The following is an 11963-nucleotide window of genomic DNA, read 5'->3' as shown; positions in this document are numbered from 1 at the left end:
CCGCGCGATGGCGCGCCGATGTCAGACGAGCCGCATCGACAGCTCGACGTCGGCGCCGAACGGCACCGACAGGTAGCCGTTCGCCGGCGCGCGCACGTAGTCGAGGTAGTCGGGGCTGTGCTCGGCGTTGTCGGCGACGATGAATGCGCCGCGCCGCAGCCGCGGCTCGACGCGCGCGAGTATCTCCGGATACAGCGCCTTCGCGCCGTCGAGCAGCAGCAGGTCGACGGTGGCCGGCAGGTCGGTCGCGAGCGTCTGCAGCGCATCGCCTGCGCGGATCTCGACCAGATCCGCGAGCCCGGCCGCCGCGAGGTTCGCGCTCGCGCGCGCCACCTTCGACGCCTCGAATTCGCTCGTGATCACGCGGCCGCCGCCGTTGTCGCGCAGCGCGGCCGCCAGATGCAGCGTCGAGATGCCGAACGACGTGCCGAACTCGACGATCGAGCGCGCGCCGCAACCGCGCGCGAGCATGTACAGCAGCGCGCCCGTCTCGCGCGACACCGCGAGCGGATAGTCCTTCAGACCTGCATAGAAATCGGCGTAATCGGTCTTGCTGCGCATCAGCCGCGCCAGCTCGTCGCGCGACACGCCGGCGAACGCCGGGTCCGACGCGGGCGACGACGCGTCGGCTTCGTCGAACAGGCGCGCGAGCAGCGATGCGAGCGGATCTTGAATCAGGGTGGTCATGCAAATCTCCGGGTCAGGTTGAGCGCGTCAGGGCGCCCGACTAGAATATGACGAACTATTCACGTTTTACTATTCGCATTCCCGGAGCCGCCATGACCGACCGCCGCACCACCCGGATCGCCTCACGCAGACTGCCTCGGCAGGCCCGCTCGACCCAACTCGTCGACGCCGTGCTGCAGGCCGCTGTTCAGGTTCTGGCGGCCGAAGGCGCGCAGCGCTTCACGATGGCGCGCGTCGCCGAGCGGGCCGGCGTGAGCGTCGGCTCGCTGTATCAGTACTTCCCGAACAAGGCCGCCGTGCTGTTCCGCCTGCAGCACGACGAATGGCGGCAAACCTCCGGCATGCTGTGCGCGATGCTGCAGGACGGCGCGAAGACGCCGCTCGAGCGCCTGCGCACTGCCGTCCATGCGTTCGTGCGCTCGGAGTGCGACGAGGCGCCGATGCGCACCGCACTCGACGACGCCGCGCCGCTCTATCGCGATGCGCCCGAGGCGCGCGAACTGAAAGCCGAAAGCGAGCGCGTGTTCGGCGCGTTCATGCGCGAAGCGCTGCCCGACGTGCCGGACGCCGCGCGCACGCTCGCGGGCGACCTGATCGTGACCACGCTCACGGCGGGCGGCAAGGCGTTTTCCGAGACCGAACGCAGCGCGGCCGAGATCGACGCGTACTCGAACGCGATGGCCGACATGTTCTGCGCATATCTCGAGCATCTGGTCCGTGGCGCGCATCCCGCGCGCGACTGAGGCAGCGCGGCCGCGCTGCGCTGCCGCTGCAGTGCCACTGCCGCCCATCCCGCCTACGAATAGTCGCCTTAACGGATTCGAACTAGGCGTATACGCGCGTTCCTCGTCGACGAAGCCCCGCGGCACGCGGATATAAGCGCGCCGACATGCGCTGCATGCCGTTCCTCCAATGGGACGCGCCGGGCCGTTCGCCTAACCTTCGCTACGGCAAAGCACGCGGCCGAGTCCGCCTCGCCGCGCGTGGTACGACGCGACGCACGCGCGCCGGTTGGCGCGCGGCCGGCGACACCCGCCGCGCATCATGCGTGCGCACGACGATGCCGATCATTCCAACCAGATTCGAGACACCCTGACGACGGTCCGCCGCGGCCGTTTCAGCATGCTGATAAAGGAGCAAGCTCATGAGTGATACCCCGGTGCAGCCGACGGTCGGCGTCGGCGCGGAAGAAACGGACTTCGGCACCAAGGGAGTCATCGACCGGTACTTCGACATCTCGTCGCGCGGCAGCACGCAGCGCCGCGAAATCGTCGCGGGCGTGACCACGTTCCTCGCGATGGTCTATTCGGTGTTCGTCGTGCCCGGCATGTTGGGCAAGGCCGGTTTCGACACGAGCGCCGTGTTCGTCGCGGTCTGCCTGACCACGGCGTTCGGCTCGCTGCTGATGGGCCTGTGGGCGAAGCTGCCGATCGCCATCGGCTGCGCGATCTCGCTGACCGCATTCACAGCGTTCGGCCTCGTGCTCGGCAAGGGCCTGCACCCGAGCGTCGCGCTCGGCGCCGTGTTCGTGATGGGCGTCGTGTTCACCGGCATCTCGGTCACCGGCGTGCGCTCGTGGATCCTGCGCAATCTGCCCGCGGGCGTCGCGCACGGCACGGGGATCGGCATCGGCCTGTTCCTGCTGCTGATCGCGTCGAACGACGTCGGGCTCGTCGTGAAGAACCCGGGCGCGGGGCTGCCGGTGTCGCTCGGCCAGATCACCGCGTTCCCGGCGATCATGTCGATCGTCGGGCTCGCCGCGATCTTCGGGCTCGAGAAGCGGCGCGTGCCGGGCGGCATCCTGCTGGTGGTGGTGGCCGTGTCGGCGATTGGCCTCGCGTTCGATCCCGCGGTGACGTACCGCGGCATCTTCGCGCTGCCGTCGCTCAGTGCGCCGGGCCACGCGTCGCTGATCGGCGCGATGGACATCAAGGGCGCGCTGTCGATGGCCGTGCTGCCGAGCGTGCTGGCGCTCGTGATGACCGCCGTGTTCGACGCGACGGGCACGATTCGCGCGGTGGCGGGACAAGCCGGCCAGCTCGATGCGCACGGCCGCATCGTCAACGGCGGCCGCGCGCTGACCGCCGATTCGGTCAGCTCGATCTTCTCCGGCTTCCTCGGCGGCGCACCGGCGGCGGCCTACATCGAGTCGAGCGTCGGCGTGGCCGCCGGCGCGAAGACGGGCCTCGCGGCAGCGGTGGTCGGCGTGCTGTTTCTCGTCGTGATGTTCTTCTCGCCGCTCGCGGCGCTCGTGCCGTCGTATGCGACGGCGCCCGCGCTGATGTACGTCGGCCTGCTGATGCTCGGCAGCGTGAGCAAGCTGCACATGGACGACGTCGTCGACGCGATGTCGGGCCTCGTGTGCGCCGTCTTCATCGTGCTGACCGCGAACATCGTGACGGGCATCATGCTCGGCTTTTCGACGCTCGTGATCGGCCGCGTCGCGAGCGGCGAATGGCGCAAGCTGAACGTCGGCACCGTGCTGATCGCGGCCGTGCTCGTGACGTTCTATCTCGGCGGCTGGGCGATCTGAAGCCGGTGCGCAGCGGGACGGGAATGTTTGCGTTCACGCTCAGCGGCGAGCGCTCTGCAGGCCCGGAAGCGGATGTTTCCAGGCTTTTTTGCCCGTACGGGCGTGGTGCTTCGCAGATGCGGCGAGCGCGTGCTGGCGCGTCGAATCACGATTGCGCACGCGGTGCTACGATCGCGCTTTGTGTTCCGGAACCGTCATGAATCCGTTCGGTATCGTCTCCGAATCAGATACGCGGACCGCGCCGCGCAAGCCGCCGTTCATCCCGTCGTTCGGCTTCGTCGAAACGCACGAATCGCAGCCGATCGACGCGCCGTCGGCTCGCATCATCGATGCCGTCGCCGCGCTCGACATGCGCGCCGATCCGGTGATCGATGCGCTGCTCGCCGTGCGCGAAGCGCCGGCGGCCGTCGCTCGTTTGGTGGGCCGCCGCAGCGGCGGCGCTGCGCGTGAACGCTTCGGCTTCGATACGTTCACGCTGCTGCATCGCGACGATACGTCGCTGTCGCTTGGCCTCGTCGGCCGCTTCTGGCGTCCGACGCCCGACGTCCGGCCAATCGACGACGCCGCGGCGTTCGTGCGGCACGCCGATCCCCACGACGCGAAGCTGGTGCTCAGGTTCGAGGTCGTCGGGCTGCCGAGCGGCGCGCGGTTCTTGCGCACGGAAACCTTCGTTCATTGCCCGAGCAAGCGCACGCGCGCGCTGTTCGTGCCGTACTGGCTCGCGATCCGGCTCGCGAGCGGCTGGATTCGGCGGCGGACGCTCGCGGCTGTGGAGCTTGCGGTGGGGTGAGGGGTGAGGTGGATAGATAGCGTTGGATCGATTGAATCGGAGCCGCCACGACCGGTCGGCCACCACGTTCGCGGGACCCAGTACTATTCGTCAAGCAACTGCAAGATCCTGTTGAGCAAATGAAGTTGCTGCCCATACAACACTGAAGCCGTTCCACCGCGAGCATGGCCAGATGACTTCGATTCGATTCGCCGTATCGACTCCGCCGTCAGGCTGCGTATCGCGTTGATGCGTTTGTATGCATTCGCGCAGCTGCGATCGGCACCGAGATACCATTCGTAGACCAAATCCAACTCCTTACGCAGCTCATCCTGGTTCAGTCTGTCGTAGCTCACCGTGAGCGCAGTCGCATTCATCGAAAGCAAAGCGCCCGCGTCAGCCGTAGCGGTAAGTGTCTTCTCATCAAGCTCAAGGTAAATCGGCTTGGTGTACTGGCGGTCGCGAAAAAACTCGACGCAAGTCGAGACATTGCGCAGCCCTTCAAGGGATATCTGCAGGACTTGCTCGTTGCGCGGAGACGTCGGATGAAAGTCATGTACAAAACGAAGCTGCAACGCCGAGCCGGCGTGCTCGCATTGAGTGACGTACATGTCTTCAGCTGGTATAGCGATATTGACTTTTAATGACCCTGAATCAGAATTAGTCACGACCGGAAGCGGATATTTTCAGCGTGGTTGAGTTGTCAGGCGAGTCGGATTTCCTTTCCAGACGGCCGAATTCGGTGGATGTCATCCACGGCAATGCGAGTGGGGATGAGCCTCGTTATAGTACGTGCGCCAATCACTTATTTTGCTGCGCGCCCGCCAATGACAAGAGCCGATGCGCATTCAGACCTTCCTGACGGAAGCGCCCGTTGAAGCTTTCGACCTTGACGTTTTCAGTTGGCGTGCCCGGCAGCCTGAAATCCAGTTCAATGCCAGGTTCATACGCACACCAGTCCACCACCTTTGAGATGAACTCGTTGCCATTGTCAACTTTGGTGGTGGCAGGGTACCCGCGCGTGGCAGTAATACGCGCCAACACTTCGACCACATGCTGCACTTCAGACTTCGTCGGACCTCGATGGCCAGGCGTTCCCGTGTGCAGTTGTCGACGATGGTCGGAGCGCGAAGGCGTCGCCCATCGAACGCTATATCTACAACAAAATCCATGCTCCACTTTTGAACCGGACTATTTCTCGGATCAGGGTCAAGAATCACTTCTCTAGCAAGTTGCACAGCGCGCTTATAGGTTTTCTGGTGAGCACTTCGCCGCTAACCTTTCAGTAGCGGCGCAAGCGCGCCATCGAATCGGCAAGGCGCGCCTCATTTCCAATGTGTTGGGTCCGTTTCGCCTCCAATATCCTCTCCGACTCGCGCAGCATGCGCCGGGCTTCGCCGGCCCGCATAACGCGTTCGGCGCACGCGAGTGTGTCCTCGTAACCCTGTTCGACCCAAGACGGAATCCGCTTCGGATCGAAGCCGAGCAGATCGCGATGATCGAGCAGGCTCGGGTCACGCGATATCGCGCGCTGCGGACGAATTTCCAGTACGGTCGCTTGCGGCAACTCGCGGCGCGACCACGGCGAGTCGTCGGACAGATGCGAGACGATCAGCATGTTGCAGCCCGCGTCGAGCAGCGCCCCTGCAGGCGTGTTGCCCTGCATCTTGCGCCAACCGCCGATGCCACCATCGGAATAGCGCTCACCGTTGACCGTTTTCGCCGCGTAGATCGCCGGAATCGCGGCGGAGGCGAGCAATGCGGCCTTCTGCTCCGCCTCCGGCAAGCCTTGCACGTGCACGTAGGTTGATGCTGGCGTGTCCTCGATCCCTACTTCTGCGGCGGCGATGCGAAGCAGGTCGTCGAAGGGGGTCTGCGAGCGGAACAGCGAAACGTACAGTGGCAAGCCGGCGTTCAGCGCTGCCGGATCGAGATACTCGTCCATCAACGCCTTGAGCGGCTTGTCGCTCGCAAGGCCATTTGCCAGCATGTCGAGCGACTTCGGCAGAGTGACGTCCAGCATTGCGGCGGCAACGCGAGCCGCCTTGAGTACACGACCAAGCGCGCGGGTGGGCGCCAGCACGGCACCAGCAGAGGACAGGAGCGTGAGGTAGCCAAAAGCCTGAAACTCCACCGGCGATGTCTGCGCGAGCCGGTCCCAAAGCAGGGCGAGGTGCGCATGCGCCTTCTGCGGAGTGACAGCCGACGCCACGATCGCACCATTGAGCGCGCCGATGCTCGCGCCCGCAACCATGTCGATCTGCGCGCCGACCTCCGCTAGCGCACGCATGACACCGACCTGATAGGCACCCTTCGCGCCCCCGCCCGAGAGCACCAGACCTACCTTCAGTTCATCCACGTATAGCCCCTCCGAAAAGTTCACGCACCAAGGCCTCGCCGATGCGCCGCGGCGTGGCACGCAATGGCATTTCGAGCGGCAGGCGGGTGGGAGTCTGCGAGACGGAGAATGCGACCGGAGCGCGCGCCGGGTTCAGCGTAGCGCCGAGATACGAGAGTGCCGCCGCGCCGTCCCGCTGCTCTGCAGTGCTGCCCGCCGCGAGCCACCACGACGTATCGATCCGCTCGCTCGTCGCACATCGCGCGTCGTCAGCGAGTTGCGCCGTCACGCGGTTCATCGCGTCCTCGACGAATGCATGGCGCTGCGGTCCCTCCTGATAGCGGCAATAGTCGCCGAACGCGCCCCACCACAGGCATTCGAGCGCCGCATAGGCTCGGCCCGCCGGCGAAAGGCCAGCGAAACGGCCGGCACGCCAGCGGTTGAACACCTGGTCCAGATTCAACTGCACGCGCTGAATGAAGTCCACGCGCGCCAGATCGTCAGCCAGCGCGTCAAGCCGCTTTTCCAGGCGCAACGTACTCGCCAGCAGTTCGTTCTTGACACTCATCGAGAAGTCCGCCACATCCGCGACGTCGAGCATCATGCGGTTGACCGTGTCATGCACGAGGCCGACCGCAAGATTGCTCTGGGTGACAGATTCGGTAAGCTCCGTCAACCATTGCAGTGTCACCTCGAGACCTTCGGCGAAATTCTGGTTCAGGGCACCTTGGCGCTCGGCGCTGCGGCCCGTGAATCCCTCCCAGCAGCGAGAAAAGAATCCGTTGCGGCTGAACTGACCGGCCAGTCGCCCCTTGGACTCCGCCACGCAATTGGCGAAGTCGACCACCAACTTCTCGGGCAGACAGGTCAGCGTCTTGCAGACCGCCGACTCCGCACTGATGGGCGCTTCGCTCATGCCTGCTCTTCCAGAGCATCCGACAGCCAGTGCTGCGTTTCGCGATACAGCTCCTCGCTGTCCTCGCGTGCGGCTGGCACGTTCCGCATCAACAGGACCAGATCTTCGATCAATCGGTCCTTCTCCGCCTTGCTGCGCTGCTGATCGCGCTCGCTCTGCATCAGAGTGCCACGAATCTTCTGGACTTCGTCCTTGAACGCAGCGAAGAATTTGTCAGTGGCCATGGTAACCGGCTCCTTGACCGATTCGTGGATACGCGCCGCGAGACCATTGAAGCTGTCCTTGATACGCTCGCCGACCATACCCTTCACTGTTTTGAGGCTGATCTCCGCGTATTCGACCGAAACGCTATAGTCTTCCCAACCCCAATCGCTCGTGTTGAACCAGCTGCAGACGGTGCCCCACGCGCCGGACGAACGCCGCTGGCGCGTAACTCGGCGCGTCTTGTGCTGGATAGCGTCGGCCAGCATCTCTCCGCTCGAAAACTCGATGGTGTCGAGCGCGATCATCGGAATTTCCAGCTTCACCACGAAACCGTCGTCGCCGAGGCGCTTGTTGATGTCACCGATAATCATATGAGCCGGTGCCTCGACGTGGTCGGAAAAGCGCTTCTTGAAATCCTCGATTAGTTGCATCAGATCGTCCTGCATGTCTTGTTCAGCATGCGCCATGACTTCTTCCACGCGCGCGCGGATGGTCTCCATCAACTCCTGCGCCTTGCTCGCGTCGTCGAACTGGATCGTCTCCTTGTCTGGATTGAAGTCAGTATTCCCACCGCGATCGGACTCAAACCCCAACATTGCCCTGAACCAGTTGCGTGTGGCCGGCTTCGCCTCCTCCGGCGCACGGGCGGGCTGCATCAGCCTGTTACGTGCCCGCCGCGCACGCGGCCCGCGTGCTTCGGCCTCCTCGCGCTCGGCCATCTTGCCTTCCTGGAAGTACTTTTCGATAACTGCTCCGACGTCCTTCTCGCTCATGATGAATCGCTCGTCGACCGTGCCAGCCATATTGGCCAGTGCATCATCCGTCGCCTTTTGTGCGTTCTGTTCGAGCTTCCCGATCTTTTCGATGTCCTCGACGATGGCGTTGATCTGCGCGTGCAACTTCTCCGCGTCCTGCGCAAGGCCGGTCTTCCGAATGTCGAGGAAGTTCGAGACGTCGCCAGTTAGCTTGATCAGCTTCTGCGAGGCCGAGTCGATCGCCAGCGCAGCCGCGCGCGCGTGCGCGTATTCAATCACGTCCGTGAGCAAGGTTTGGAAATTCGACTTCTTCCAGAGCTTTTCAGCGGCGCTCTCAACCTTTTCGGAATCCGCCAAGTCGTCTTCGTCCCAACTGCTGCCCATTGCCTCGGTGGCGAAGTCCTCGACCCAGCCCTCCTTCTTATGGTCCGGCAAGCGGCCCTTGGCGACCAGTTCGGTTCGCGCGCGGTTCGCCAGATAGCCCCGCTTCGAGGAAACCGGGAACACGTCATCCAACCGCACCAACTCGGGCAGTAGCTTGCCGGCCACGAGCGCACGGACGTCGTCCTCGGTATCGCCGTTGCGGTCGCGCTGGTCGAACTTGTTCACGAGCGCATATGTGCGCGCGCCATCGATATCCACCAGTTCCTTGCGCAGTTCGGCGTCAGCGTCGGACTTGAGCTGCGTGAAGTCGAGCACCGCAAGAATCGCCGATGCATTGCGCAACTGCTCGCGCAGCATCTTGCGCAGATGAGTTTGACCCGCCTCGTTCGGTCCCGGCGTATCGAGCAACGCGAGACGCCCCTGGAAGTCTGCCTTGCCGCGCAAGTGGCCGAACTCCACCTCAATCACGGGAATCGCTTCGATGCGGCTGTAGCTGCCGAACGGAAAGTCGATGCCGAATTCGCCGGCAAGACGCACGAGATCGTTCAAGCTTTTAAGAAAGCGGAATATCTCGTCAGCGCCTTCGTAACACTGCTGGAACTCGTCGCCGGTCTTCACGAATTGCAGCAGGGCCGTCATGTCCTTGTCATCCTGCAGCCCTCGGATGGCCTCGCGATAGTCGGAATGCGCAGCCGCTTCGGCAAGCGTGTGCATCAACGTGTTGATCGGCCCCGTATGGTTGAGCCGCAGGACCGGCACGGCTTGGCCGGGCGTGTGGCGGATCAGCGTGGGCAGCGCGGTCATCGGGCGATTGCGGTTGGGCAGCACTTCCGCGCCAACTATTGCATTAATCGTCGTGGACTTGCCGGCCTTCATAGTGCCGACTACGGCAAGCACCATTTCGAGCTGTTCCACCTTGCCTTGCTCGCTGTGCATTTCATCGATGCGAACGCGCGTCGATTCGAGGTCGAAGATTTGCGGCTCGTCGCGCTTCGGCTCCACGACAATGCCTCGGTTCCGTTCCATTGCCTCCAGCAGCTCGCCGCCGTACTGGAGCAAACGCGTAGCCTCTTCCCGAAGTGTTTCAATGTTCTTTTCGTGCATATCCGTGGCGATGGTTATAGGCAACAGTGAAATGGAATGCCTGCATTGCGCTCTTCCGCTCGATGCCTGTGGGCTCTTATTTCGGCGATGTCGTCGCCCGTGCTCGAATCCGAAGAACGGCCGACTGCTTTTTATTACATTTCGCGTTTACGGACAATAAAGAAAAAACTTGAGTATCTGAGAAAGCAACCAAGTGAATTTTTTCGATATAGCGGCTGACCAGCAAACCGATGCACAGAGCGTCATCAACGGCGTCCGCCGTGAGCCGAGAGCCGTGAGCACAAAGTACCGCTTCACCTCTAAACCGACCGTTGGTTTGGGCATCACAGATGGTCCATTCCGTATCGGATTGCGTCCGTCAAAAAAGGAGCACACTGAATTTACGTCCGGTTGAGAGGGAATTGTTACAAAATCAGTAAATGTCGCCATTAGAGCCCGCGTGCCACGGAACAAGGGCAAGCTCACCGGGGCAGAAGCCGCCGCTAAAGCTCTGCAAAATGGGCGCGAGCCGGACCGGACTGCAGATGGCGTCGAACCCTCGCGGACTCGCGCCGTTCAATCTCGCGATTGGTAGCAGTCTCGGAGCGGGTGATCTTACGTGGTTGCTGGTTCAGGATGTCCGCGAGGGAAACCACGTGGCATCCAGAGCGACATCATGCAGCAGAAAGCCAAGCGGCCAGTGCAACTGGAGACCACAGAACAGACCCGCGAGAACCTCGAAGCGTGAATCGGAGCGCGAGGTTTGATGGCCGCGGGATTTTCTGTTCCGGAGCTCGTTGCATATGTCACTTCATCTATCAACGCGGCAATACGTCCGGCCGGTACATCGCTGGGTTGCATCAACCGGCCTTGACGACGCCGCATACGGAACCACACGATACGCCGCACAACGGCTTCACTGACCTACCGGCCAACGAAGAACCTTACGGCGACGCAGTTGCTGCTCGGACAACGTCCCCAACACCAAAGCCGCCCCCCAAGCCCTGACTACCACCCGCCACAGGCCGTCCGACGAGAGCACAAACGACGCCTCTTCCCCACGACGAACCGCACGACGCGATTCGAGGGTTTTCTATAAACTAAGCCCTCCCTTGAATCTTCGACCACCGACTTCGTCATGCATCGAATTGGATTTTTCGTTTGCCGCGGCCATGATGCTCTCGATCTCGGTGGCCCACTTTCCGCCTTTAATCAAGTAGCCACAGCCGCTGGCCATACTCCGTACGATCTCCATGTCGTCTCGCAGTCTGGAGGTCCGGTTCCCGGTAATACGGGCATTGCGATCGAGACAAAGCCGATCGGAAAGCGCACATTCGATACCGTCGTTTTCGTGGGCGGCGATTTAGATCCGATGCAGACACCGGAGAACATCGCAGCTGCCACGAAATTGGCCGCCCGGGCCTCGCGAGTGGCAAGCGTGTGCACAGGAGCGTTTCTGCTGGCGGAAACCGGCTTGCTGGACGGATTGAAAGCAACGACACACTGGCGATACGCTGCTCTATTGCAGTCGCGCTTCCCCCGCACCAGGGTCGAGGGCAATAGCATCTATGTCGTGGACGGCCGTATTTGGACGTCGGCGGGAATCGCCTCCGGAATAGATCTGGCGCTCGGCATGATCGATAGAGATCTGGGTTCGAATGTTGCGCGCGCTGTCTCCAGGCTTTTGGTCGTCCCGTATCGTCGACCAGGCGGGCAGTCCCAGTTTTCCGCCATGTCGCAAATGGAGCCGGAATCGGATCGTATCCGCATCGCCCTGAACTTTGCCCGGGAACATCTGGCTGAAGCGTTACCTGTGGAACGACTCGCCGATGCAGCGAGATTAAGCCTGCGACAGTTCGGACGAGCATTTCGCCGGGAAACGGGTGAAACGCCTGCCAAGGCCGTCGAACGTTTGCGGGTCGAAGCTGCGAGGCTGCGCCTGCAGGAGGGCAGCGAACCGATCGAACAAATTGCTCTGGCGGTAGGGTTCACTGATCCGGAAAGAATGCGGAGGGCCTTCATCAAACTGCATGGCCACCCTCCGCAGGCGATCCGACGCGAGAGCAGATTGAATAAAGCGCGCTGATCGAGCGCCGGCCGGATAGCGCTTGCGGTCGGTGTTTGCCTATATCACCCGCGCTCAACGGCTATCGGATTTCTGGGTAGCGGGACCTATCCGTGATTTCGTGGGCGGGGCATATCATGAGGTGTAAAAGTCATGGATATGCCAATGAAGAAGAAAAGGCAAACTGTAGCGCGTCAGGCAGCGGCCCGCGGGCCGCTGCCTGAACTGC

9 protein-coding genes and 2 pseudogenes are annotated in these 11963 nt (G+C 62.6%); 5 read left to right on the top strand and 6 right to left on the bottom strand.

Annotated features, from left to right (window positions below; genetic code table 11):
• Positions 1–21 precede the first annotated feature (21 nt).
• The gene (locus C3Y15_RS21885) at positions 22–687 is read right to left on the bottom strand and encodes a class I SAM-dependent methyltransferase (protein WP_014724113.1); all 666 of its coding nucleotides are present in this window, start codon (positions 685–687) and stop codon (positions 22–24) included.
• A gap of 92 nt (positions 688–779) precedes the next feature.
• Here C3Y15_RS21885 and C3Y15_RS21880 point away from each other — a divergent pair, with 92 nt between their 5' ends.
• The 3 genes from C3Y15_RS21880 (at position 780) to C3Y15_RS21870 (ending at position 4010) form a co-directional block, all read left to right on the top strand.
• Positions 780–1430 carry a TetR family transcriptional regulator gene (locus C3Y15_RS21880; RefSeq protein WP_014724114.1) on the top strand — a complete coding sequence of 217 codons (651 nt, stop codon included), beginning with the start codon at positions 780–782 and terminating at the stop codon, positions 1428–1430.
• A 401-nt stretch (positions 1431–1831) separates the two neighbouring features.
• Positions 1832–3220, top strand: a complete 1389-nt coding sequence (locus C3Y15_RS21875) for an NCS2 family permease (RefSeq protein WP_069246408.1) — start codon at positions 1832–1834, stop codon at positions 3218–3220.
• Positions 3221–3416: 196 nt separating this feature from the next.
• Entirely contained in the window at positions 3417–4010 is a 594-nt protein-coding gene (locus C3Y15_RS21870; RefSeq protein WP_011880959.1) for a hypothetical protein, read from the top strand.
• Positions 4011–4093: 83 nt separating this feature from the next.
• Here C3Y15_RS21870 and C3Y15_RS21865 read toward each other — a convergent pair whose 3' ends face one another.
• The 5 genes and pseudogenes from C3Y15_RS21865 to C3Y15_RS21840 form a co-directional block, all read right to left on the bottom strand.
• Positions 4094–4600, bottom strand: coding sequence for a hypothetical protein (locus C3Y15_RS21865; protein ID WP_011880960.1), 507 nt, complete (start codon positions 4598–4600; stop codon positions 4094–4096).
• A gap of 49 nt (positions 4601–4649) precedes the next feature.
• Positions 4650–5167, bottom strand: a pseudogene (locus tag C3Y15_RS32390) (integrase core domain-containing protein); the annotation flags it as partial.
• Between the two features lie 104 nt (positions 5168–5271).
• Positions 5272–6348: a patatin-like phospholipase family protein gene (locus tag C3Y15_RS21850; protein ID WP_011880961.1), complete on the bottom strand. Its 1077-nt coding sequence runs from the start codon at positions 6346–6348 to the stop codon at positions 5272–5274.
• A complete protein-coding gene (locus tag C3Y15_RS21845) occupies positions 6341–7243 on the bottom strand; it encodes a diguanylate cyclase regulator RdcB family protein (protein WP_011880962.1) in 903 nt (300 codons plus the stop codon). The genes C3Y15_RS21850 and C3Y15_RS21845 overlap by 8 nt, the downstream gene beginning before the upstream one ends.
• Positions 7240–9690 carry a dynamin family protein gene (locus C3Y15_RS21840; protein ID WP_011880963.1) on the bottom strand — a complete coding sequence of 817 codons (2451 nt, stop codon included), beginning with the start codon at positions 9688–9690 and terminating at the stop codon, positions 7240–7242. The genes C3Y15_RS21845 and C3Y15_RS21840 overlap by 4 nt, the downstream gene beginning before the upstream one ends.
• 400 nt (positions 9691–10090) lie before the next feature.
• On the opposite strand from C3Y15_RS21840, the pseudogene C3Y15_RS32385 reads away from it, so the two are divergent.
• Positions 10091–10768, top strand: a pseudogene (locus C3Y15_RS32385) (integrase).
• A 39-nt stretch (positions 10769–10807) separates the two neighbouring features.
• Positions 10808–11755, top strand: coding sequence for a helix-turn-helix domain-containing protein (locus tag C3Y15_RS21830; protein ID WP_072465459.1), 948 nt, complete (start codon positions 10808–10810; stop codon positions 11753–11755).
• The last annotated feature ends 208 nt before the right edge of the window (positions 11756–11963 follow it).

This window comes from Burkholderia sp. B10 (assembly GCF_004368385.1).
GTDB lineage: Bacteria > Pseudomonadota > Gammaproteobacteria > Burkholderiales > Burkholderiaceae > Burkholderia > Burkholderia vietnamiensis.
This window is presented reverse-complemented; position numbering and strand designations above follow the sequence as displayed.

Excerpts from the sequence above, each read along its gene's own strand:
- C3Y15_RS21885 (WP_014724113.1), bottom strand. The coding sequence starts at position 687 with ATGACCACCCTGATTCAAGATCCGCTCGCATCGCTGCTCGCGCGCCTG.
- C3Y15_RS21880 (WP_014724114.1), top strand. The coding sequence starts at position 780 with ATGACCGACCGCCGCACCACCCGGATCGCCTCACGCAGACTGCCTCGG.
- C3Y15_RS21875 (WP_069246408.1), top strand. The coding sequence starts at position 1,832 with ATGAGTGATACCCCGGTGCAGCCGACGGTCGGCGTCGGCGCGGAAGAA.
- C3Y15_RS21870 (WP_011880959.1), top strand. The coding sequence starts at position 3,417 with ATGAATCCGTTCGGTATCGTCTCCGAATCAGATACGCGGACCGCGCCG.
- C3Y15_RS21865 (WP_011880960.1), bottom strand. The coding sequence starts at position 4,600 with ATGTACGTCACTCAATGCGAGCACGCCGGCTCGGCGTTGCAGCTTCGT.
- C3Y15_RS21845 (WP_011880962.1), bottom strand. The coding sequence starts at position 7,243 with ATGAGCGAAGCGCCCATCAGTGCGGAGTCGGCGGTCTGCAAGACGCTG.
- C3Y15_RS21840 (WP_011880963.1), bottom strand. The coding sequence starts at position 9,690 with ATGCACGAAAAGAACATTGAAACACTTCGGGAAGAGGCTACGCGTTTG.
- C3Y15_RS21830 (WP_072465459.1), top strand. The coding sequence starts at position 10,808 with ATGCATCGAATTGGATTTTTCGTTTGCCGCGGCCATGATGCTCTCGAT.